This window comes from Cupriavidus sp. F041, from assembly GCF_057814235.1.
The window spans coordinates 1-20,916 of record NZ_JBVASY010000005.1 but is presented as its reverse complement, the minus strand read 5'-3'; the positions used below and the strand labels follow the sequence as shown (position 1 = coordinate 20,916).

The 20,916-nt window shown below is 60.5% G+C and carries 21 protein-coding genes and 4 pseudogenes; 15 read left to right on the top strand and 10 right to left on the bottom strand.

The window, feature by feature from the left end; all coding sequences use genetic code 11:
- Positions 1-88 precede the first annotated feature (88 nt).
- A complete protein-coding gene (locus ACZY0R_RS42885) occupies positions 89-442 on the top strand; it encodes a helix-turn-helix domain-containing protein (protein ID WP_276290344.1) in 354 nt (117 codons plus the stop codon).
- A 276-nt stretch (positions 443-718) separates the two neighbouring features.
- Here the strand turns inward: ACZY0R_RS42885 and ACZY0R_RS42880 are convergent, their stop codons facing one another.
- Both ACZY0R_RS42880 and ACZY0R_RS42875 read right to left on the bottom strand, forming a co-directional pair.
- The gene (locus tag ACZY0R_RS42880; RefSeq protein WP_488867864.1) at positions 719-1,279 is read right to left on the bottom strand and encodes a hemerythrin domain-containing protein; all 561 of its coding nucleotides are present in this window, start codon (positions 1,277-1,279) and stop codon (positions 719-721) included.
- A 489-nt stretch (positions 1,280-1,768) separates the two neighbouring features.
- The gene (locus ACZY0R_RS42875; protein ID WP_488867862.1) at positions 1,769-3,343 is read right to left on the bottom strand and encodes a Fic family protein; all 1,575 of its coding nucleotides are present in this window, start codon (positions 3,341-3,343) and stop codon (positions 1,769-1,771) included.
- Positions 3,344-3,537: 194 nt separating this feature from the next.
- Here ACZY0R_RS42875 and ACZY0R_RS42870 point away from each other — a divergent pair, with 194 nt between their 5' ends.
- The 4 genes and pseudogenes from ACZY0R_RS42870 to ACZY0R_RS42855 all read left to right on the top strand — a co-directional run.
- Positions 3,538-3,738 (top strand): plasmid pRiA4b ORF-3 family protein, encoded by a 201-nt coding sequence (locus ACZY0R_RS42870; protein WP_488867860.1) that lies wholly within the window; start codon positions 3,538-3,540, stop codon positions 3,736-3,738.
- Between the two features lie 4 nt (positions 3,739-3,742).
- The gene (locus ACZY0R_RS42865) at positions 3,743-4,138 is read left to right on the top strand and encodes an IS1096 element passenger TnpR family protein (protein ID WP_488867858.1); all 396 of its coding nucleotides are present in this window, start codon (positions 3,743-3,745) and stop codon (positions 4,136-4,138) included.
- 32 nt (positions 4,139-4,170) lie between these two features.
- Positions 4,171-5,569, top strand: a pseudogene (locus tag ACZY0R_RS42860) (ISKra4 family transposase).
- A gap of 27 nt (positions 5,570-5,596) precedes the next feature.
- Positions 5,597-6,294, top strand: a pseudogene (locus ACZY0R_RS42855) (porin); the annotation flags it as partial.
- Positions 6,295-6,381: 87 nt separating this feature from the next.
- Here the strand turns inward: ACZY0R_RS42855 and ACZY0R_RS42850 are convergent.
- Positions 6,382-7,716, bottom strand: coding sequence for a CitMHS family transporter (locus tag ACZY0R_RS42850; RefSeq protein WP_488867856.1), 1,335 nt, complete (start codon positions 7,714-7,716; stop codon positions 6,382-6,384).
- 211 nt (positions 7,717-7,927) lie between these two features.
- Positions 7,928-8,968: an isocitrate/isopropylmalate dehydrogenase family protein gene (locus ACZY0R_RS42845; RefSeq protein ID WP_488867854.1), complete on the bottom strand. Its 1,041-nt coding sequence runs from the start codon at positions 8,966-8,968 to the stop codon at positions 7,928-7,930.
- A gap of 540 nt (positions 8,969-9,508) precedes the next feature.
- Here ACZY0R_RS42845 and ACZY0R_RS42840 point away from each other — a divergent pair.
- The 3 genes and pseudogenes from ACZY0R_RS42840 to ACZY0R_RS42830 all read left to right on the top strand — a co-directional run bounded on the left by ACZY0R_RS42840 (position 9,509) and on the right by ACZY0R_RS42830 (position 10,636).
- Complete coding sequence (locus tag ACZY0R_RS42840) at positions 9,509-9,757, top strand: hypothetical protein (RefSeq protein WP_488868037.1); 249 nt, start codon at positions 9,509-9,511, stop codon at positions 9,755-9,757.
- Between the two features lie 43 nt (positions 9,758-9,800).
- A pseudogene (locus ACZY0R_RS42835) lies at positions 9,801-10,394 on the top strand (pseudouridine-5'-phosphate glycosidase); the annotation flags it as partial.
- A 2-nt stretch (positions 10,395-10,396) separates the two neighbouring features.
- Entirely contained in the window at positions 10,397-10,636 is a 240-nt protein-coding gene (locus tag ACZY0R_RS42830) for a hypothetical protein (RefSeq protein ID WP_488867852.1), read from the top strand.
- Between the two features lie 202 nt (positions 10,637-10,838).
- Here ACZY0R_RS42830 and ACZY0R_RS42825 read toward each other — a convergent pair whose 3' ends face one another.
- On the bottom strand, positions 10,839-11,099 hold the full coding sequence (locus tag ACZY0R_RS42825) for a hypothetical protein (protein WP_488867850.1): 261 nt from the start codon (positions 11,097-11,099) through the stop codon (positions 10,839-10,841).
- 513 nt (positions 11,100-11,612) lie between these two features.
- On the opposite strand from ACZY0R_RS42825, the gene ACZY0R_RS42820 reads away from it, so the two are divergent.
- Positions 11,613-11,951 (top strand): hypothetical protein, encoded by a 339-nt coding sequence (locus ACZY0R_RS42820; RefSeq protein ID WP_488867848.1) that lies wholly within the window; start codon positions 11,613-11,615, stop codon positions 11,949-11,951.
- A gap of 65 nt (positions 11,952-12,016) precedes the next feature.
- On the opposite strand, the gene ACZY0R_RS42815 is transcribed toward ACZY0R_RS42820, so the two are convergent.
- Entirely contained in the window at positions 12,017-13,174 is a 1,158-nt protein-coding gene (locus tag ACZY0R_RS42815; protein ID WP_488867846.1) for a hypothetical protein, read from the bottom strand.
- Positions 13,175-13,350: 176 nt separating this feature from the next.
- On the opposite strand from ACZY0R_RS42815, the pseudogene ACZY0R_RS42810 reads away from it, so the two are divergent.
- From ACZY0R_RS42810 to ACZY0R_RS42790, 5 genes and pseudogenes are all read left to right on the top strand, one after another.
- Positions 13,351-13,635: pseudogene (locus ACZY0R_RS42810) on the top strand (hypothetical protein); the annotation flags it as partial.
- Between the two features lie 127 nt (positions 13,636-13,762).
- Positions 13,763-14,056 carry a PDDEXK nuclease domain-containing protein gene (locus ACZY0R_RS42805; RefSeq protein WP_488867844.1) on the top strand — a complete coding sequence of 98 codons (294 nt, stop codon included), beginning with the start codon at positions 13,763-13,765 and terminating at the stop codon, positions 14,054-14,056.
- A 94-nt stretch (positions 14,057-14,150) separates the two neighbouring features.
- Entirely contained in the window at positions 14,151-14,381 is a 231-nt protein-coding gene (locus ACZY0R_RS42800) for a hypothetical protein (RefSeq protein WP_488867842.1), read from the top strand.
- Positions 14,382-15,141: 760 nt separating this feature from the next.
- Positions 15,142-15,465, top strand: a complete 324-nt coding sequence (locus ACZY0R_RS42795; protein WP_488867840.1) for an H-NS histone family protein — start codon at positions 15,142-15,144, stop codon at positions 15,463-15,465.
- Between the two features lie 183 nt (positions 15,466-15,648).
- A complete protein-coding gene (locus ACZY0R_RS42790; RefSeq protein ID WP_488867838.1) occupies positions 15,649-16,089 on the top strand; it encodes a GNAT family N-acetyltransferase in 441 nt (146 codons plus the stop codon).
- A gap of 220 nt (positions 16,090-16,309) precedes the next feature.
- Here the strand turns inward: ACZY0R_RS42790 and ACZY0R_RS42785 are convergent, their stop codons facing one another.
- A complete protein-coding gene (locus ACZY0R_RS42785; protein ID WP_488867836.1) occupies positions 16,310-16,513 on the bottom strand; it encodes a cold-shock protein in 204 nt (67 codons plus the stop codon).
- A 1,185-nt stretch (positions 16,514-17,698) separates the two neighbouring features.
- On the opposite strand from ACZY0R_RS42785, the gene ACZY0R_RS42780 reads away from it, so the two are divergent.
- On the top strand, positions 17,699-18,265 hold the full coding sequence (locus ACZY0R_RS42780; protein ID WP_488867834.1) for a phasin family protein: 567 nt from the start codon (positions 17,699-17,701) through the stop codon (positions 18,263-18,265).
- Between the two features lie 587 nt (positions 18,266-18,852).
- On the opposite strand, the gene ACZY0R_RS42775 is transcribed toward ACZY0R_RS42780, so the two are convergent.
- From ACZY0R_RS42775 to ACZY0R_RS42765, 3 genes are all read right to left on the bottom strand, one after another.
- Positions 18,853-19,137, bottom strand: a complete 285-nt coding sequence (locus tag ACZY0R_RS42775) for a PHA-granule associated protein 4 (protein ID WP_488867832.1) — start codon at positions 19,135-19,137, stop codon at positions 18,853-18,855.
- A gap of 206 nt (positions 19,138-19,343) precedes the next feature.
- Positions 19,344-19,715: a PHA-granule associated protein 4 gene (locus ACZY0R_RS42770; protein ID WP_488867830.1), complete on the bottom strand. Its 372-nt coding sequence runs from the start codon at positions 19,713-19,715 to the stop codon at positions 19,344-19,346.
- A gap of 760 nt (positions 19,716-20,475) precedes the next feature.
- Positions 20,476-20,874, bottom strand: coding sequence for a hypothetical protein (locus ACZY0R_RS42765; protein ID WP_488867828.1), 399 nt, complete (start codon positions 20,872-20,874; stop codon positions 20,476-20,478).
- Between the last annotated feature and the right edge of the window lie 42 nt (positions 20,875-20,916).

Below are 20,916 nucleotides of genomic sequence, written 5' to 3'. Positions count from 1 at the left end.
GTTTGATATACTTTCACGATAGTGAAATAACCGGGAGAGCAGCCCCAGTGCTGGATCTCCCAGTCTCCCAAATCTCCGGACCTGCCCAATGCCACGACCGCTAGCCGATGCCGCGCCACCATCGCGGGCTGCCATTCGCACCATCGACCAACTGGGTGATCGCATTCGGGCGACGCGGGTTGCCGAGGGGATGCCAATTGACCAGGCGGCCAGGCATTGCGGCGTTTCCGTCGGCATGCTGTCCAAGCTGGAGAACGGCAAAGGGGTGAATCTGGAGCACGCACTACGCGCGCTGGAAGGACTGGGATTGACGATGCTCGTTGTCCCAAAGGCGCACGCGCCCCTGCTCGAGCAGGCCGCCACCCACGCGGCCAAAGCCTCCCAGCTCGCAATGAGGGCGGATGGCACCCACATGGAAGAGGGCGAAGCCCAGTACTTTTGAGCGGTCACGCTAGAGCGAATCAAAATCGCCCGCGGCGGGAACCCCTTCGCCGATCAGTTGGCAGTGGCTTGTATTTGCTCGGTTCTTCGTTGACCGGCGTGGCCGCAGATGCATCCAGCCGCGACCGTCAGCAGCCGGCAAAAAGGCGGCGTACATAGCTCGGTACTTGTCGCGCTATACCAAGCCCCCGATCCTTGCGGGGGGTACTTACGCCGAAGCCATCCAGATAGCGGTGGTCAGTCAGGGGGGGGGGGAGCAATGCCAATGTGCCTGGTCCTAGTCCTGGCTGGAAAGTCTCTCCTCACAGATTTGCTTGTGTAGCTTCGCGAAACGCTCTTGTACATTTCCCCCGAAGAGCGGATCGGAGCTCGCCGGAACGGAGGCGGCAACGGCTGCCCAATCCTCTTGTGTCAACAGCTGAGCAGCGCGCGGCATTACGTGTCGCTCCTCAGTCGAGAGATGATTTCGGTAGTACACAAGGTACATGGCTGCGGCTGCCTCCAGAGCCGCGCGCGGACTTATAACATCTCCCTCGGCTTCATTAAGGCGGTTTAAAAGCGCTTCGCCCACATTGGCAATCACACGATGCTCTTGCAGGAGCCGGTTAACCACAACCTGCATCCCGGGATCTCGCTCAATAAGCCGTGCATACGCGACATCCTCGCGAGGATGGTGAACGCAATCGCCAAAACTCCGCATGTAATAGACAATAGTCCCCATCAAAATGTAATTCGGCCGCTCTCCTCGGTGAAAGATGTCTACCTGCTCTTCCAAAAGGTCGAGCGGCCGAGCGAAATTGATGTGATCGGCATGCCATACGGCAAGTGAGTTGGCCATGGCGCGTTCCATGGAAACGGGTTAAGTTCAGGTTGCGTTCGAAGCCATATCGAACTCAAGTCCCTCATTCAAAACAATACACTCTTCAATCCACAGACAGTGCTGATATAGATCAATAGATTGAATCACGGATTGCTTCTTCATGCAGGTCTACGGCGCCGACAAGGTCTGGCGTCAGCCTCAGCGCGCAGCAGCCGCCTATCGGTTCGAGAGGGGCGTAGCGTGGGGACGGGTAGTGCAGCGAGTCAAGTAGGCAGGGGATGCCGCGCTCGCGCGGCGCGGCGCGCCAGTTGCTCCGGTGGCGGGCCATACCTCGCCCGCAGCCGAGCCAGCTCCGCCTTGTGATCGTCGTTGCGGGCGGACAGCAGCCATCTGGCCTCGGGAAGCCGGTACAACCCGTCGTGCCCTTCCAGGGACGTCGGCAGGATAGCTTGTCGAGCGGGACCAGCGCGACCGAACCGCACAGACTCAGGCTATGCAAACTCGCTCTTAAGGCAGTTCTCTTGTGGGTGATCCACTATCGAAATTCATGAAGGCATTTTTCAGTACACTGACCAGATCTGCCACGATCTCCACGTTTTGGAGAACAGGGAATTCCTTTCGGAGCTTGTTCGAGACTACTCCCTGGTTGTCCCTGACCGACCGGATGATCCGATCGATATCGGCGTCAGGGCCGTCGATGATGTCCTTCACCATCTGTCGAGCGGTGGTCCATTCCTGCAGAATCCCGGCCTCCGTCCTCATTTCTTGCCTGATGGTTCGGTCGATGACGTCGGCCATATACTCTACCTGCACAGTCAGGTCAGGGTAACGCCAAGCCGGCAATGCAGCGTCGTAACCGGCGAACTCAAAGTTCGATTGGACGCCATCTGGATAAAGCATGCGAGTTGGCGCGAACTCGCAAAATTTGCCATATGTGAGCATTAACGGCTTCGAGAAGCGTTCGAGGATTTGGTCGTAGCGCGCGACGTTCTGCGGTTTCTCTGTGATGACAGCCGAGATCGGCAGGATAAATGGCCGCGGAACGGCGCCATCTCTTCGAAGGACGTCGTTAATGATGAAGCGGTGGATGCGCCCATTGCCGTCGGCCAGCGGGTGGATGAACACGAACGCGAACGCGGCCGCTCCAGCGCGAATTACCGAAGATTGCCCGGCTGTACGCTCGAGAAAGACCTCGAGCCCGCGTAGCATGTCATGCAGCCGATCCCAATGCGGGGCGACATAGTGGACGATATGCTCAAACCGATGCGTTTCGCCGACGAACACGGGCGAGGCGCGCAACCCGAAACGGGAAATGGTGCTGCGTTCGCTCACGATCTCTCGCTGTAATTCGGCTAGCGTGTCAGGGGACAGCAGCGCGGGATACTCACCGATCCGGCGTTCCATCACTGCCGCGAATCGGCGAATTCGGTCCATCTGGTCCTGCTCGTGTTCGATCGCAAACGACGACTTGGATTCCTTGATAGTTAGCCAGACGGCACTGCGCATCAAGACGTTGCCGCCGAACTCCGCGTTGAGCTCGTCGAGCCGGGCCGCGCAGTCGTAGTCCTGTGCCGCGCGAACGTCCGGGGTCTTTCGAACCAGCGGGCAGAAATCCCGATTGCCGGGCAGGTTGTCTCTCACGCGCCAACGTGTATTTCGAGTTGGCGCCGTCGCGACGAAATAGGCCTCAGGGTCGATCGCGTCGACGTAGTTGCCCCCGGTCACGGCATCGATGCCTTCGATCTGGCGGCCGGTTAGCCATTCATATAGAAAGCCAACCCGTCTGGCATACTGGCCTGTGCGCTCCCGATTCAGCCAGGCGGATAACTCCGCCTGCGGAAGTACATCGAAGAGTCGCGCCAGGAACTCTAGATGGACCCCTTCCTGTCGGAGCGCGTAAGTCAGGTGGGCCTGCAGCGTTGGCGCCGGGCGAGAAGCAGCGGGGTAGGTTTCGAGCGTTCGGCCATCGGTTACCACGGAGCGCCTAGCGGCGCCGATCTCGCTGGCAATCTGAAAATCCTGTACTGGGGCAACGTCGTAGTGCTCCGAGAGCCACTTGTACCCGATCCATTCTGCTGTCAAAGTGCGCTCCAGTCGTTTAATCGGCCAGGCAGGCGTTTAAAAAACCTCCCGTTTCTAAATTATCGTTTAAACGGCACATTTTTGCTGCGCCTTTTCCATCGACTGGGGCGAGGGTCGATCAGGAGACCGCGCCAAAGCGGGGGCTACGGTCAGGTCTCTCCGCGAGAGGTCAATGCGCCACCTACAATGCGCTCATGCCCTCCGCCCTTCAGCCAGCGATCTCCGTCCTTCAACTGCGGATCAGCCTGCGGGGCCTGAGCCCGCCGGTTTGGCGGCGCGTTCTTGTTCCCGAGCACATGACGCTCGGACAACTTCACAGTGTCATCCAGGTGGTCATGGGTTGGACGGACGAACATCTGCACCATTCGTGGCAGGCGTTACGGCGAAGCCCATGAAGGCGTGCTGCAATTTTCCACGGTGGCAAACGAGCTGACGCTGACCGCGTTTCGTCTCCGCGAACACGAAGGCTTCGTCTATGTGTACGACTTCAACGCGTGGTGGCGGCACGATATACGGTTGGAGCGGCGGTTGCTGCGGCAGCGTCCTGAGCCGCTGCCACGTTGCGTGGCAGGTTGTGGGCCTTGCCCGCCAGAGGACATCCGCGGGATCGAGAGGTATCTGGAGGCCAGGGACGAACGCAGTGAGTACGAGTTCCTCGACTGGCTCGAGTCGCTGCGCGAGGGTCCAGTTATGCTGGACGACCTGCGGGATGAGGTCGACCAATGGCTGGTTTGGCTGGACCGGCGCTTCGACCGTCGGACCGCCAATGAACGTTTGCAACAAATCCTGGCATAGACTGGCTGCCCAGACATGCGTGGGAGGCCGCCATGCGGATCAGCTTGCAAGTCGTAGTGGATACCGAGGGTGATACGCCTGCCACCGTCACCGAGATTGCGCAGTTCGAGCGCGCCGGCCTCGATGCCGGCTCGCTGGGTCTGCACTTGGCGGAAGCCAAGTCATTGTTGAGCCGGCTGCAGCGCACGATGGTCGCGGCACAGGTTGCCGAGGCGGTTTCCCGGACCAGCGTTTGCCCCACGTGCGGTGCGCAGTTGGCTTGCAAGGGCCACCATCACCTGGTCTTCCGTAGTGCGTTCGGGCGACTGTCGATTGACAGTCCCAGGCTGTACCCCTGCCGGCAGTGCAATGGCGACGCACCTAGCTTCAGTCCGGTCGCCGGCCTTTTGCCTGAGCGGGTCAGTCCAGAACTGCAGTATCTCGAGGTCAAGTTTGCAGCGTTGATGTCCTATGGCCTGACCGTCAACGTCCTGCAGGAAGTGTTGCCGCTCGACCATGTGCTGACGGCCAGTTCGATCCGGCGCCAGGTCACCGCACTCGGTCGCCGGCTGGAAGCGGAACAGGCCACCGATGCCCGGCAGCAGGTGGCGATGGCGGCTAGCATTTGTCCTCCCGACATCCCGGACCCCGGTCCGGTGCGCGCGATTGGCATCGACGGCGGCTACCTTCGGCTGGCGGGCCGCAAGCGTCGCCAAGACGGTTGGTTTGAAGTGATTGTCGGCAAGTCTATGCGGGATCAGGGTGCCGGCCACAGTTTTGCCTACGTGCACAAACTGGAGCATCGGCCGGCCGATCGCATGTTGAATTTCCTCCTGCGAGAAGGTGTGCAACCGGATCAACCGGTTACCTTTCTCTCGGACGGCGGGGATACCGTACGGTCTGCCCAGTTCGGCTTTGGTGATCGCGGTGAGTGCATCCTCGATTGGTTTCACATCGCCATGCGGGTACAGAACCTCGAACAGATGATCAAGGGCCGGCCAGCACACAGCGATGGCCCGAGCAATGCGACATTGATCAAGGCGCTGCAAGGTGCCAAGTGGCACTTGTGGCACAGTTGCCCCTATCCAGCGTTGCGCCGGCTGGAAAACCTGGGCTGGGATCTCGACGCCGAAGCCAGTCCCGAGGAAGCCAAGCTCCTCGGCAAACTCGAGGAGTTGATCATTTATCTGGATAACAACAGGGGCTTCATCGTGAACTACGGTAACCGCTATCGCCACGGGGAGCCCATTGCATCGGGCTTCGTCGAGTCGGCCGTCAACCAGGTGATTAGCAAGCGGTTCGTCAAACGCCAACAGATGGCCTGGCGGCCGCGACACGTGCACGCACTGCTACAGATCCGGGACTGCCGTGCTCAATGACCAATTCCGATCGCACGGTGAATGCTGGTATCCCTCCATCGCCAGAGCAGAAAGCCACCGCATTGCCGCTTAGTCAGCCCCCGCTTTGGCGCGCTCTCCGGCCTACGCCGGGCTGCAAAACAACTGGGGCACCCTGACCCTGGGGCGCCATCAGACCCCGTTTTATGACTTCGGCCTGCAATTCGACCCGATGGTCATCTCCACGAACTACTCATTCATCGGGCAGGATGCAGGGTTCACCAGCCGTGTTGACAACTCCGCCAAGTATGTCGGCACCTTCAGCGGCGTGACCGCCAGTGCGCTGTACAGCTTCGGCTCAAACACCGGCGCCGGCTGGATCCCTTGGCTGATGCCAGGACCCGCTGCACCAGCCTGGCTGGTGCCTATGCATTCGGCCCCGCCAAAACGTACGCTGGTTATCGTTGGGCCAAGGCGCTTGACGGCGCCGGGCTGGCCGGAAATCTCGGAGCTAAAAGTGTTTCAAGCCTGTACTGGCTGGGTGTGGGCTATCGGCTGACGCCGGCGCTCGCGCTGACCGGCGCTGCCTACTACCAGGATTTCCGCGGCACCAAAGCTGATCCCTGGAGTTTCGTGGCATCGGCCGACTACACCTTGTCCAAGCGCACCGATGCCTACCTGAACATGGGCTACACCAAGAACAAGGATGGTTCGACCCTGAGACTGACCGCGGGTGGCGCCGGGGCGATCCAGGGCAGCGCCTTTGGGACGGTCAATGGCTCGGAGAACCAGTTCGAGAACCAGTTCGGCGCCGTGCTTGGTATCCGTCACAAGTTTTAGATTGGGACGAGTGCGGGCAAGCGTCAACCTAGCTCAGGTCGGCCGCGCAGCGAATGTCCGGATGGTGCCTTGCATGCGAGGTCTGTCTCAAGTCGCCTGGCCGATGATGGGTATCACGCCGAAAGCAACGGTTGCCAGCATCATGACCAACGCCGCCGACAGCGCCCAGAGCAGCGTATAGCGCTGGTGATCGCCAAACTCGACTTCTGCCAGACCGATCAGCAAATAGGTCGACGCAACCAGCGGGCTCAGCAGGTGAACCTGCTGCCCGATCAGCGAGGCGCGTCCGATCTCCGCCGCCCCGATACCATAGACGGCGGCGGCCTTGGCCAGTATCGGCAGGATGCCGAAGTAGAACGCGTCGTTCGAGACAAAGAACGTGAACGGAATGCTCAGCACACCGGTCACCAGGGCCATGTAGGGGCCCATCCAGTCGGGCACCGCGCCAATGACGCTGTTGGCGATTGCGTCGACCATCTTGGTGCCCGACAGGATGCCGACGAAGATGCCGGCGGCGAAGATCAGCGAGACGACCGGCACGACGTTGGCTGCATGCGCGCCGATCCGCTCCTTCTGTTCCTGCAGGCTAGGGTAGTTGACCATCAGCGCGATGGCGGATGCGACGATGAACAGCGCGGGCAGCGGGAAGGTGCCGAGAATCAGCAGCACCATCAGGCCGACGGTCAGCAGTAAGTTGAACCACAGCAGCTTCGGCCTGGCGATCAGCGGGTCGCCGGCGGCAACCTCCGGCGCGGCATGGCCGTCATGACCGGCCCCGGCCGCCATCATGGCGATGGTGCCGAGTCGGTTGCGTTCGCGGCGGCCAAGCAGGAATGCCACGAACAGGCCCCACATGCCGGTGACAATCATCGGCAGGATCATCGGCAGGATCATCGGCACGAAGAGCGAGCCCACGTCCACACCCAGCGCACTGGCGGCGCGCGCGGTCGGGCCGCCCCAGGGCAGGATGTTCATCAGCCCGCCCGCCATCATGATCACGCAGGCCAGCACAAGCCGGCTGATACCCAGCCGCTTGTAGAGCGGGAGCATCGCGGCGCAGGTGATCATATAGGTGGTCGAGCCGTCGCCGTCGAGCGACACCAGCACGGCCAGCACAAAGGTGCCCATGATTATCTTGACCGGATCGCCGCCCACTACCCTCAGGATCACGCGCACCACCGGATCGAACAGGCCGGCATCGATCATCACGCCGAAATACAGGATGGCGAACATCAGCATCACGCCGGTCGGCGCCAGCTTCTTGACGCCTTCCAGCATCATCGGGCCGAGTTCCGGGCCGAAACCGCCGATCGCACCGAACGCAATGGGAACGAGGATCAGCGCCACCATGGCGGAGAGTCGCTTGGTCATGATCAGTGCCATGAACACAATCACCATCGAATAGGCGAGCAGGGTCAACATCTTCTTCTGTATCTCTTTGCCGCCCTGCCACGTGGGGCGCATGGGGGCGGGTGTGTGTGCGTCCGTCCGGCGCACGAGGTTAAGGCCGAGGCCGATCCCGCCGGCACGTCGGGGCGTGCCGGATATGGAATGACCGTGGAGGGGGCAGTCTTGTGCGCCGGCAAGACTTGTCGCGCGGCGCAGCAGGCGCTGCCTGCCGCGCGGGCGTGGGTCAGCTGGCCGAAACGATGCGCTTCACTACCGCGTCGGCAAACTGCAGCGTGGAGGCTGTGCCGTGGAGGTCGCCGGTCTTCACCTGGTCCTGGCTGAGCGTCAGCTCGATGGCCGAGCGCAGCCGCGTGGCCAGATCCTGGCGGCCCACGTGGTCGAGCATCAGGCCGGCGGCCAGCATCAGCGAAATCGGGTTGGCAATGCCCTTGCCGGCGATATCGGGTGCCGAGCCGTGCACCGCCTCGAAGATCGCGGCCTGGTCGCCGATGTTGGCGCCCGGCGCCATGCCAAGCCCGCCAACCAGGCCGGCGATCTGGTCCGACAGGATGTCGCCGAACAGGTTGGTACAGAGCAGCACGTCGAACCGCCACGGGTTCAGTACGAGCTGCATGGCGCAGGCGTCGACAATGATGTCGTCCATGTCCACGCGGCCGGCGTAGTCCCTGGCAACTTCACGCGCCGCTTCCAGGAAGATGCCAGTCAGCGCCTTCAGGATATTGGCCTTGTGCACCACCGTAATCTTCTTGCGGCCGTTCCTGACGGCGTACTCGAAGGCAAAGCGGGCAATGCGCCGGCAGGCGTCACGCGTGTTGGTGCCGGTGGACACCGCCACCGCATGCGGGTCGTCGCCGACCGGAATGTAATAGTCGTGCGCCACATAGAAGCCGCCGACGTTCTCGCGCACCAGCACCAGGTCGATATTTTCGAAGCGGCCCGGCACTAGCGTGCGGGCCGGGCGCACATTGGCGTATAGATTGAACGCCTCGCGCAGGCGCACATTGACCGAGCGGAAACCGCCGCCCACCGGCGTGGTCAGCGGACCTTTCAGGGCCAGGCCGGTGCGGCGAATGCTGTCCAGCGTGTCTTCCGGCATTGGGTCGCCGCTGTACTCGACGCCGGCCATCCCCGCCCGCCGGACATCCCAGGCAAACGGGGCGCCAAGCGCATCCAGCACCCTGACGGTGGCGTCCACCACTTCGGGACCGATCCCGTCGCCGGGGATCAGCGTGGCTGGGATCTGTTCGCCTGCACCGTTTTCCATTTGCTTTCCTGTCGTGAAGTGAGCGTTTCGCTGGCCGGCCACTGCGCCGGGCCAGGGAGGCCGTATTTCTCGTCATTGCGGGCGCGTCGGCGCCGGATTCGGGCATTTGCCGCCGATCCGGCTGACCAGGGGGCAGATTCTAGGCGGGGAAGGCTGTCAGCAAACTGTCAATGTACCTGTTTTGTCACTGGGGTTTACGCTAGGGTCATCGAAGGTTGCCAGGCCAAGGGCAGAAGCGACGATTGGAAGACCTTGCGGGTCGCTGCCCCGCGATCTTGGGGCGGCGGCGGTAGAGAGCCAAGTGTCCCAGCGCACGGCGAGCGGTTACACCGATGTGAAGGCCAGGTTCGGATGTACGGTTCCGGTCAAGGCTAAAATGTACACACGTGAAACAAAAGTCGGGTTGCTTCACCAGACAAGCAAATGGAATGTATCCCCGCGCAAGGTATGTGATCAGTAGTCTGATGGCGCAGCGGCATAAGGACCGTCGCCACCCACTGGCCGACTGCCTGCCTTGCGCACCAACCTGAAGTTGGAATGATGAAGACTAGAACTTCGATCGTTGCGATAGTGCTCACCGCCCTCAGCTCGTTGGCGCATGCGAGCCTGGCGACGGATGCCCACGCGTTCAAGAGCGGTATAAAGACAGCAGGGAAGCAGAGCGGGCATGCTGTGCGCGATGCCGCGCACGCGGTTGGCCACGGTGCGAAAGCGGCCGGCCATGCCGTTGCCGACGCAAGCAGGCACGGCTATCACGCGACGAAGAAGGTCGTGACAGGGCACGAATAGAGGTCGAGGAAAGCCGTCGAATCTCACCGTCGAAAGCATCAACATGGTTGCCGACCTGGCTCACTCATGGTTGACCTTCAGCGCGCCTGTGGCCGCTGCACAGGCCGCCGGCCGCCCGCTCGTGGCGCTGGAATCGACCATCATCGCTCACGGCATGCCCTACCCGGAGAACGTTCGCACCGCGCGCGAAGTGGAGGCCTTGATCCGCGGCCTGGGAGCCGAGCCTGCGACGATCGCGCTAATTGGCGGGCGAATCCGCATCGGCCTTTCGGACGACGAGCTGGAACTGCTCGGCCGCTCGGACCAGGCACTCAAGGTCAGCCGCCGCGACCTGCCGGCCGTGCTGGCCAGCGGCGGGCTCGGCGCCACGACCGTGGCCGGCACCATGATCTGCGCGGCGCTGGCCGGCATCGAGGTCTTCGTCACCGGCGGCATTGGCGGCGTGCACCGCGGTGCGCAGGAGACCTTTGACATCTCGGCCGACCTGCAGGAACTCGCGAAGACGTCGGTGGCGGTGGTCTGTGCCGGTGCGAAGTTCATCCTGGACATCGGGCTCACACTGGAATACCTGGAAACACATGGTGTGCCGGTGCTCAGTTGCGAGCAAGACAATTTCGCTGCGTTCTACACGCGCGACCTATGGCTTTCAAATACACCTTCATTGATGTAACCAACGCCACGCCCGCGGGCGCCCCCGTTCTCGTGGCTGACCTGACCGCAGACGCGCCCATCCCGCATCTCGCTATTGGTGTAGTCATTCGTCTGCCGGACGCCGCCGGAAAGCCTTGGCTGGTAAAGAAACTGAGCCTGAGTTCGACGATCCAGACCAACGTGGTCGGCGCGGACCTGGTGGCCTTGGTCTATGTGACTGCCGAGTAAGCCTCCGGCTTTCGCGGACATCCACGAACGCGCTGTGTGGCTGTCACGCAGCTATTCCCAGCGTCCTTGCCGGCAAGTGGTAGGTACTTGCCGAACCTGACCGCATGCCGAGCAGGATGCTCCCGCGGTCAGCCCGCCGTGGCTCGGGCTCGTCGAGCCCGAGCGCCCAGGCCCAGGGAACGTCTCGGGGATGCATGGCGCATCAGACGCGGGGGAAGCGAACCCGCAGCGGCGGCTTTATGTAGGGGCGAGCGATCCGGAACCGGTGGTGCTGGCCGTCTGCGTCGAAAGAGAGGTATTCGGCCATCCAGACCATCGCCTGGAGATGGCGTGCCTCGACGCCTTGCACAGTCACCGCGTCGTCCAACACTAATATCGTGTCGCAGGGCAGGCGCAGCTCGGCCGTATCACCTAGAAGGAAGTGGGATTCTAGGAAGATGGTCGTGGGACGGTAGGTGGTCATGGCTTATTGCTTCCCGTGGGCCACCGGCTTGACCACGAAATCGGGCGCGTTGAATTCGATGCGCGGAAGTCTCTGCCCGAGAGGAGGGGTGCATGTCGTGCTCCAACTAAATGTGCATCATGAAACACACTCCGGGCGAGCGGCGGCCAACCGCGGGGATCATCGGTCGCAGTCTTGCATAGGGCGACCCGCTGTCAAGTAATTCGGCGGCGCGATGTCAGCGCCAGACGTAGTTGACTGGCCGATGCCCAGGCTTGATCCGTCTGGGTCGTCGAGTAAATTGGATTCTCGGGCCACGACCATGCCTGCCGCACCGCGGCGCACACCGCAGTCAAGATCGCCGCCGCCGGGATCTGGGCTGCGCTGCCGGTCGGAGCGCTCAATCTGATTGGACGCGCGTGATGATCGAGAGCGCGCTCTGTGTCTGCTTTGGTGGAGGAGACCGTCCGTCAATGATCGCGCCGCTCTTGCTCACCGTCGTCTGCTCACCCAACCATTCTCCGCAAGCCGATCATGGGCAAGTCTGCGGGGGTTTCCTTTGGCGCCCGCCGCAGGGTGAGGCGAAGCCTATGTCGCGCTAAAGAGGAACTGGACGCCGCGTGCCAAGCCCACGCGGCCGCACAGGCGCGTCAGGAGGAGGGCCGGCGCCAGATCGAGACGCTCGAGCGGCAACTGCACGAGCTGCGTACCCAATTCTCGACGGAGCTGGAGCGTACCCGCGAGCAGGTGGCCGTGGCGCAGAAGCGGGCCAGTGCCACTTCGTGCCGCGCGAGAGTGACCAGGAGCACACGCTATGCCAGAAGCGTGAAGCAGGCAGTCGCGGATTTGCACACCGAATGGGCGACCGCGTGAGCACTCAGTCAGCGGTTGGGCGAAGCGTAGTGGCTGCAGGCGGATAGGCGGGGCGCGCAGGGCTATTACGCGGTAAGCCCTTTAGCTTGCAGCCAGGCCAGCCAGGCTTGATCCTCGATCTCATACGAGCCACGGGACTCCTTCCACACGATCTCCCTTTCGCGTAGCGCATCAATCGCGTTCTGCACCGTGCCGGCGCTGACCGAAACGTCGCTGGCCACCAGTGCTTTGTAAGCCGTCATTGCATTCTCGCCAAACGGCGAAAATTGCCCAGTTTTGGCACTCATCACCCGCACTACGGCTTGCTGCAAAGGCGTTAGGGAATCGTAGTCGCTTTCGACGTCCTGCCAAACCCGATCCTGGACTAGGTATGCATCATCCCGGAGCCGCTCGCTGAGGTTCTGGGAGTTCTGCGCGAGCGCTATCTCGCCGATCAGGCTGCGGAGCAATTCGGGACGATGCCCGAGCATTTTGAAGGCCTCGTAGACCGCCGCTGGGTCCAACTGATTGTCGGCGGCGAGCGCACGGTTCACACTCGCCGTGTATTCGTCGGTGAACTCGCGATCCAGCAGGGGGAAGGGCGTCACGCGTGAGCCGTAGAACGGCATCCTCGCGTTCATCACAAGGTGAGCGAGTTTGTCGCGGCTGGAGCCCGTGAACGCGAGCATCAGATTCGGAGCCGCCCCGGACAGGTTCATAGCATCGCGAGCGGCCTTCAGGCCAAACATGGCCTCCAGCCCCGGCGCTGTGGTGAGAGCGTGCTGCGCCTCATCCACGATCAGCAGGACCGGCTTCTTGGCTGTCTCGTGCAGCGCCTCGAGCGCCTGCGTCAACGTGACCCCCGATGGTAGGCCGGTGACAGACAGGTCCAAACCGAGCGTCCCCAAGACAGTAACCTTTGTCAGCCCGATCGCTTTTGCCGCCTTCGTAACAACGCCGTCGTAATCGGCAATGCGATGCTTGATCGCGTCGGCGATCAGCTCGGCGGGGTCATGGGCTTTGTTCGACCACAGGTCGACGTAGACGGTCGTCCAGCCACGGTGTTCGGCGGCGGGGATGAGGTCTTCCCGCAGGAACGTAGACTTGCCCACGCGCCGTTGCGCGGCAAGAAATAGGCCGGAGCGCGCGTCCAGCAGGCCCTCACCGGACAGGGCTGAGCAAAAGCTCGCCGCTAGCGCCGGGCGGCGGAATGTGTATCTTGCAGAGGAGGCGGAGGCTCTCATAAGTGCTCCATGATGCAATTATCGCCATTTATTTTCACACGATAAATTATTGCTGGCAAATAAATAACGATAAATGACGTATGAGTCGCTTTAAGAGCTGCGCTTGAACGCCAACTGCAATGAGGGGGTCGCTTCAGAAAACGGAGGGCTTTGTTGCAGTAAGCCTCCGGTAGAATGTGCCGGTATCGAATTCAGCACGTGTGGGCAACGTTCATGAACCCCGAAGTTGCAAAGGTATTGACGCGTCTTACCACTGCCCCCCCGTCTATGCTGATTGGCTTGCCTCACTCAAGTCCCGCATCGGGCGCGCACAGCGACTGCCGTCAACCAGACCCTGGTCACGCTGTACTGGGATATCGGCAAGGAGATCCTTGAGCGGCAGGAAGCAGGGGTGGGGCGCCAAGGTGGTCGAGCGCTTAGCGCAGGATCTGCGGCAGGCGTTTCCCGACATGAGCGGGCTCTCGCGCTTCAATCTAATGGCGATGCGAGCATTCGCCGAATGCGTGGCCCGATGCAGCAATTGTCCAACAGCTAGAAGAGCAGATCGAGATAGAAGTCTTCGCCCCCCACTTCGACATCGTAATCGAATTGAAAACGGGCGCCTTCACCCCGGAGTATGCGGGACAAATCAGCTTCTACTTGTCGGCGGTCGATGTCGAGATGAAGACGGCAGCCGACAATCCTACTATCGGGCTACTGCTATGCCAGGAGCACAACCGGCTGGTTATCGAATACGCACTGCGCGGCATGGGAAATCCGATTGGCGTGGCCCAGTACCAGTTGGTGGCGGAGCTGCCGGCCGAACTGCAGGAAAGCCTGCCGAGCGTCGAGGCGCTGACTCAGGAATTGGAGCCTGAAGCCCGGGGTAACGAGGGGGATTAAGCCTGAGACAGGCACCGCCGCGCTGGCCTCCCACGCTGGCGCCTCCGATGTGGCTCACTGAGGCGCAGGGCCGGCAGGCAACGAACCGGAGACGGTGCGCACCATGCTGGCCGCGGCGGTGCAACGGTCCGAGCGGGGCGAGCCCGAAAGCGCACTGGCGCGCCAGCGGCTGACTGAGTTGCGCGTGGCGTGGCCAAGCGGTGTGGATGACCTTCGCCTCAAACTGAATGGCGTGCCGCTAGCCTTGGATGTTTCCCAGCGTCCGAGCTACGACCCCGCCGCCGGTGGATTGGCCGCCTTGCGGCTGCCGGCAAGCGAGGCGTAAGCGCGACGGGATTTGGTGCGGGCCGCGGTGTTGGCAGCCGAGCAGGCTTGTGCGTCAGGGCGAGGCGCTCGATCGGCAGTTACTGCAACTGCATACCCGGTTCTCGACGGGCCGGAACGCATGCCCGAGCAGGTCGCGCGAGATAGACCAAGAGCGCAGGCTGCGCCCGAAGGGCGAGCAGGCGGTGGCGGACCTGCTCACCGAACTAGCGGCGATGCATGCACGAGCGCAAGACGCCGCCGTGGCCGGCGCCGAGGAGCGGACAGGGCTGCAGGCCGAGCGCGAAACACGCTCAGCCGGCAACTGGCGGCGCAGCCCGGGCCGGCCTGAGGGGCGTGGGGGGGGGGGGGGCGGATTTGTCCGCCGCGCCAAGCATTGGAGGGAATTGATGCAATTCGGCCATCCAGAGATGTCGCCGCACAGCCCAAGGTGTAATTAACATCTTGGCGCGTCTTGGAGACGGACCACGGAACGCGCCATTTCATTGGCCATAGTGTCGAGCACAACACCGGGGCGCGTCAGCACGCCCATTACCAGCTTCGACCTGGTGAAGCGTACCGGTAAGACTTCCAACGGACGTGAGTACATTGTTGGGGACCGCCGGGTTTTAATAAAGAGGCCGTGCATGTCTGGGAGCACCAGTCACAGATGGCGCTACTATATCCATTGATTGGTGCGGACATCGATATACCGCTTGAACGTGTTGCAATCTCCGAAATAATGTACGATGCTGTAGTTACTACACAAACGGAGAAAGAAAATGGCGACATACAAACAGCTGCTGGTGGAAAAAGAAAAGATTGAGGCTCAGCTTGTTGAAGTGCGCGCAACAGAAGTCGCTGGCGTTATCGAACAAATTCAAGCCCTGATGGCGCAGTATGAGTTGACAGCCGACGACATCGCTCCAAAGCGCCGCCGTGGCCGTCCCGCAGCAGGCGCGGCAGCTAAGGCTCCGGCAAAATCCAAGTCATCCCTGCCACCAAAATATCAAGACCCAAAGACGGGGGCGACTTGGACCGGACGTGGTCGGGCACCGGCTTGGCTCGGTAAGAATCGCGACAAGTTTCTGATTCCAGAGGCGTGAGCGGGAGCGCGGACATCCATAGGCTAAGTAGAGACTTCTTGGCCTACGCTGGTACCGCATTGTCCCTGCGCATTTCATTTGCCTGACGCAAGTGTTAGCCTAGAAGCCGACATTTTGGGGTGTTACATCTATGTGTTTCCCTCCCGTATTCAGCTCGCAATATGACACGAGGAGATGCCGGGAATGATGAGAAGCGTGCAGATTAGGGCGGCGGGAGAAGATGATTGGCTCGCCATTGTAGATGTGCTCGAATGTTGTGGATTGCCCAACGACGTCGCCAACCAAGCACTGCGCGTCTTTCATATCGCTATATTAGGCGAGAGCGTAATAGGTTGTGCTTGTGCTGAGCAATATGGAGAGACGGTTGTCGTGCGGTCCGTCGGTGTGCTTCAAGAGTATCGTGGCCATCAAATCGCGACTCGCCTTATCGGCAGCATACTGACGTGCGCACGCGCAGATGGCTGTACCAAAGCGGTACTCATCACTGCTGGGCGGCTCGGTCTTCGTAATCACTGCGATTTTTCGCTTGCCGAGCTTGAATCGATGCCTGAGGAAGTAAGGCTTTCCAGCTCGTTCGTGCGACGATTCGGCGGGTGGAGGACACTAAAAATCTCCACCGACTAGCATTGCGCAGGTCAGTGCCAATGTCTAGCTGGAAAACTGGGCGCTAAATCGTCAATTTCGCCGAGCTGGCACGCAAAGCCAAGCCGGCTTCGAAGCCGATGACGGCAATGCCTCTGAATACCAAGAGAGATGGCCGGGCCACAATGGCGTCGAGCGCAGCAGACGAAAAGCCCTTCACGATGGCGAAGGGCTTTCGTTTGTTGTAGAGGCGCGGCGGGAGTTAGAGTTTGCGAATCTGGGAAGCCTGCGGACCCTTTTGGCCTTGCGTGACCTCGAACTCAACTCTGGCACCTTCTTCCAGGGACTTGAATCCAGTGCCCAGGATTTCCGTGTGATGCGCAAACAAGTCCTTGCCGCCATCATCCGGCGTGATGAAGCCAAAACCCTTTTCGTTGTTGAACCACTTCACGATTCCCGTTGCCATCTCATCCTCGCATTGGTGCTGAGAGCACCCAGCACGTTGAATAGAAGTAAATAGCGGAACGGCACATGGACTTCGTGGGCAACATGACGGCATTCCCAATGCGCTCTGCGACCCCCAGCATAGCCGAATCTTGCGGTTCAAGCCATGAAGCGCGCGCTTGTTGGGGTATTCCATAAGAACGGTGCAATTCGTTAAGCCAAGGGCGGCGGTGCCACGAACCGGAGGCTGGCAGGGCGCTACTGCCGGGAGGTCGATGCGGCCTGGTTCAACCGCCATCAGAAGCGTGCATCTTCTTGGCCGTTGTGAAAAACGCGGGCGGAGGGACCCGCTCGCCCGTGCAGGGCTTTTGAATATTGTCTAGGACGTTGGCTTAGTGCGGAACAATCTGCGAGTTCTGGGTGAATACTGTCTTCGGTGTCGAGCATACTGCCGTCGGTGCTTCGGTCAGACTTACCCGTGATGCCTACCACGGCATTCCGTGTACTACTCTCACGGTGTGATAGGTATGCGTGTCACTCGCGGACACGCAATGCGGAGGTGCCAGATGAACGAGACGCCATAGAGATTCTGTATGTGATTTCGAAGCATATTGAACCGTATGTGGTGAGCGGGTAAGATGCCTCTTCGGCGAGCGAGAACAAGCGCGCCCACCAGCAGAACTCGCGCCCGCGAGATAAGAGAGTCGAGCACAAACCAGGCTTGCTGCCACAGACTGCAGTCGTAGTCCTCCAGTAAACATAGACCAATAGTCTAGGAGACGATGATGCTGAGTGCCCATGAGTTCGCCACACTCGTACTGGTAAACGAGACCCCCGACCAAGTCGACCTAGATTTCGCAGACGTCGCGGCGCTGCTGAAAAATCAGCTCGTCACCCTCGAGGAGCTTGGGCCAAGCTGCCGACGGCCGCAAGTCACCCTCCAAGGGTATGTTGTCCTCAAAGCCTTCGGGCGTTCCCGCGCAAGAACTTGTCAGACAACTCCTGCCTCACGATGAATACAGACGGTGACGCGACGCTCGTCGGAGGTGCCTCCCGATATGGCCGCGCTCTCGCCGAGCTCTCAAGTCTTAGGTAGTCGAGATGTATCACAAGACCGCCTACCAAGCAGCGGTCGTTTTTACCGGACTCAGTCTCAAATGTGCTGTCGTCGGATGGCGCGGGGCTTGGTTCGCACTAAGGAGATGAAATGAATCAGTTTTCCCCAGAGAAAATCGTGGATGCGCAGAAGGCGAGTCTTGAAATCTTGGTAGGTCTGACGAGCAAGGCGTTCGAAGGTTTTGAGAGACTGTGCGAGCTGAATCTTCAAACCATGCGGTCGACGCTGACGGAGACAAGGGAAGGTTTGCAGAGGGCCCTGTCGGTCAAGGACCCACAGGAATTGATGGCGTTGCAAATCGAATTATTGCAGCCCGTAGCCGAAAACGCTTTGTCCTATCGCCGCCGTTTGCTCGAAATCGCAGCCGCTACACGGGCCGAGTTCGACAAGGTAGCCGAAGCCCAGTACGAGGCCAACAAACGTGGGGTGCAGAGTCTTGTGGAGAGCGTCGGGAACGCCGGACCCGCCGGCTCCGGTGCCGCGCTCGCTGCCGTGCAATCTGCAATCGATGCAAGCAATACGCTGTACGAAACCATGCAGTCGACGGCCAGGCAAGCGGTGCAAGTCGCCGAGACCAGCTTCAATGACGCTGCAGTTGCGACCGCTAAGGTCGTGCAGCATCGTGCGGCGCAGACATCCCGGGCAGCTAAGCAGTAACTCACTATGGACTCCGCAGTCCAGGACATCAAGGTGCTGCGGAGCAAGCGGATCTTGAGACATGCTGTCGGCTGCCCTGCGGCGCTACAGGCGACGACGCAAACGCATTGAGGACTGGAGTCATGACGAACAGGATGGCATCAGAGATGGTCTCCGCTAACGGGTATCTGCGTCTGATGAACGGGCCGGCCGCGAATTCTACAATAAGCAAGAGACTGGCGTAGAGGCACAGCAGATGCGGCCGAAAAGGCTGCGTTTATCATGGTCTCTGGCCCGGACTCTCCCACGCACTGCGATTTTTCACTCGCCTGGCCAGATACCATGCCCGAGGAGGTGGAGCTGTCTTCCGAATTCCTGCGGAAATTTGGTGCGAGGGGCTTGGCTAAGCCGCGCATTGACTAGCGGCGCGCGAAATCAGTAGGATGGCCTCGCATTGTGCGTGCGCATTGAAACTGGAATGGCCAGGCAGGTACAGCTGGTGGCGCCGGCCGGCATCTTCGTTCACTCCCAGACAAGCGTGGCTTCCTTGAGTAGTTGGCCACCCAAGATGTAATCACCATGCTCGACGGCACGTGCCTCCATCTCCGTCAGGAGCGCACGGTCATCAAGGTTAGGTCGAAGAGGCAATAGAGGTGCCGCTGCCTGAAGGCATTCTTCGGTGCTCGCAGTCCCTGAGCCAGGGCTTCTGGAGTGCGCACGGCGATATGCTCAAGGGTCCTGAACTGAACGACGACGCCGTACTTTTGCCCACCCCTTCCAAGTTCGAGGGCATCTTCCCAACCGGCCTCATAGTCCAGGTCAACCGTTCCCGTCACCTGTGACAATATCTGTTCAAGCGCATTGGCTCGATTGTACGCAACATGGACGGTCACGGCGAAATCTCGTCTATGGGTCACGTTGCCAAGGAATATAGCGGGAAAGCCAAGTCACACAACCAGAAGTGCAGACGCGAAGCACTCGGACGCAATGGCCTCCAGTGGCGCTACACTGAACTTGACTGCCTTGAGGCACGACAAGTAGCGCCAAGAACTGGGCGCGCAAGTTGTCGATACGGAAGCCCCGCACAAGCGGAGCCTACTCAGGCCCAAACTGTATCGACCTCCCGCAGTAGATGCCCAGCCAGGATGTAGTCTCCAAGCTTCATTGCCTTTGTCTCCAAGGTCGCCAAGTCCTTGGCTGTCAGTTCGGTCAATGCGAACTGGCAGTAGAGATTTCGTTGTCTGAAGGAGACCTTCGGCCGAATAAGGCCCGCGATAAGTGCAGTGTGGGACCTCACAGCGATGTTCTCGTGCCCGCGATACTCCACGCAGATGCCAGCCTTCTGGCCCAAACGTCCGAGTTCAATCGCATCCTGCCAACCTGACTCGTAATCCAGTTCGACTCGTGCTATCCCTTCTGCCGCCAAAAGCCTAACGGCTTCCCCTTTGGTTCCAGCTCGGGCTGTCGTCATTCCTGTCTCCACTTACATCGTCCGACGTACGGGTCACCGGTCTAATTCTGCATGCTATTGAATTCAACTCAATGTCGTCTGTCCACTTTGTACAATGGCAGGACCCTCGTCACGCGTGCGGCCTCGCTGGAATTCATTTGCAAGCGCGAGAGCGGTCCATCCGCCTAAAGTGTTATTTAATTCTGACGTAAAAAAAATTAAAGTCAATATGTGCTGGCGACGATGTCATTGTGAGCACCCACGTAACCAACCGGCACTTGACTTCTGCCAGAGCATTGAGGGCGAGGCCGCAAGCTTCCAGCTAAGGAAGTATCTGACCCAATCCGAACGGGGCCCCGTTTGGTATCGACGGGGCTCCGGGAAGCTCGCCGCGACTCTTCAATATTGCTTACCGTTGCAATGAATCCCATCGCGCAGCCGTTGGTTGTTGTCAAATGCGACTGTTGGCAACACCCAGAGTGACAAAGCTGTGCCGGCTTTGCAAAGCTGACTTGAGAGTTATTTTGACGCGGTGACGGCGACTTGCGGACTTCAACTTATCGCATCCCGTCCGGTCGGTCGGCGAGAAAATTCGGGCATCTCGGATGACGAGGTGGGACCCGCCGTGGACTACATGGTATGTGCTGCGAAGTAGCGCGACGCGCCACCAATATGAAAAACTGACGTGCGGGCGACCAGATTGGTTAGGCGACTGGCGGCGAAGAGCCGTGACGGCAGGGGAAAGCTTTGAGCATTTCCGCGTCGAGGCTGGAGTAGGGTCTCAGCTTGGGTAGTCCGAGGGCGTGCCACTCGCGGCGAGGAGTGAGGCCTCCCCTGCTAAGGAAGGACGGTGTTGCACCCAAGCAGGGAAGCGCTCATCCGTCTCGTCGACGGAGATATCCCCAAGGTGCGTGCAGGCCTCGGCAGGCAGGGCAATGTGATACTCCTTGCGCCATAGCACCATGACGGTGAACCTGAGGACACGAATACGCACCTCTCTGGGGACGGGATACGGGGAAACATGTGAGGGAAGTGCCTCCATGCCAACACGCCGCCGGACCTCATACGTGAGCATCCCTTTCTCCTCGCGCCGGACCAACTCTGCGCGCGCGAGGTGCAGGTGCAAATATAGGGTACGCATGACGAGCGCAAGTACCAGCAGCACCACGATTGTCAGCACGATGATTCTCCCCAATGAGACCGGATTCCCTTATATGGGTCA

What these genes read in the sequence shown, in the direction of transcription:
- ACZY0R_RS42880 (WP_488867864.1), bottom strand. Translation starts at nt 1,279, where the DNA reads ATGGCCAACTCACTTGCCGTATGGCATGCCGATCACATCAATTTCGCT.
- ACZY0R_RS42790 (WP_488867838.1), top strand. Translation starts at nt 15,649, where the DNA reads ATGATGAGAAGCGTGCAGATTAGGGCGGCGGGAGAAGATGATTGGCTC.
- ACZY0R_RS42820 (WP_488867848.1), top strand. Translation starts at nt 11,613, where the DNA reads ATGGGCAAGTCTGCGGGGGTTTCCTTTGGCGCCCGCCGCAGGGTGAGG.
- ACZY0R_RS42795 (WP_488867840.1), top strand. Translation starts at nt 15,142, where the DNA reads ATGGCGACATACAAACAGCTGCTGGTGGAAAAAGAAAAGATTGAGGCT.
- ACZY0R_RS42845 (WP_488867854.1), bottom strand. Translation starts at nt 8,968, where the DNA reads ATGGAAAACGGTGCAGGCGAACAGATCCCAGCCACGCTGATCCCCGGC.
- ACZY0R_RS42770 (WP_488867830.1), bottom strand. Translation starts at nt 19,715, where the DNA reads ATGACGACAGCCCGAGCTGGAACCAAAGGGGAAGCCGTTAGGCTTTTG.
- ACZY0R_RS42885 (WP_276290344.1), top strand. Translation starts at nt 89, where the DNA reads ATGCCACGACCGCTAGCCGATGCCGCGCCACCATCGCGGGCTGCCATT.
- ACZY0R_RS42825 (WP_488867850.1), bottom strand. Translation starts at nt 11,099, where the DNA reads ATGACCACCTACCGTCCCACGACCATCTTCCTAGAATCCCACTTCCTT.
- ACZY0R_RS42870 (WP_488867860.1), top strand. Translation starts at nt 3,538, where the DNA reads ATGCCCTCCGCCCTTCAGCCAGCGATCTCCGTCCTTCAACTGCGGATC.
- ACZY0R_RS42850 (WP_488867856.1), bottom strand. Translation starts at nt 7,716, where the DNA reads ATGTTGACCCTGCTCGCCTATTCGATGGTGATTGTGTTCATGGCACTG.
- ACZY0R_RS42785 (WP_488867836.1), bottom strand. Translation starts at nt 16,513, where the DNA reads ATGGCAACGGGAATCGTGAAGTGGTTCAACAACGAAAAGGGTTTTGGC.
- ACZY0R_RS42780 (WP_488867834.1), top strand. Translation starts at nt 17,699, where the DNA reads ATGAATCAGTTTTCCCCAGAGAAAATCGTGGATGCGCAGAAGGCGAGT.
- ACZY0R_RS42815 (WP_488867846.1), bottom strand. Translation starts at nt 13,174, where the DNA reads ATGAGAGCCTCCGCCTCCTCTGCAAGATACACATTCCGCCGCCCGGCG.
- ACZY0R_RS42840 (WP_488868037.1), top strand. Translation starts at nt 9,509, where the DNA reads ATGAAGACTAGAACTTCGATCGTTGCGATAGTGCTCACCGCCCTCAGC.
- ACZY0R_RS42830 (WP_488867852.1), top strand. Translation starts at nt 10,397, where the DNA reads ATGGCTTTCAAATACACCTTCATTGATGTAACCAACGCCACGCCCGCG.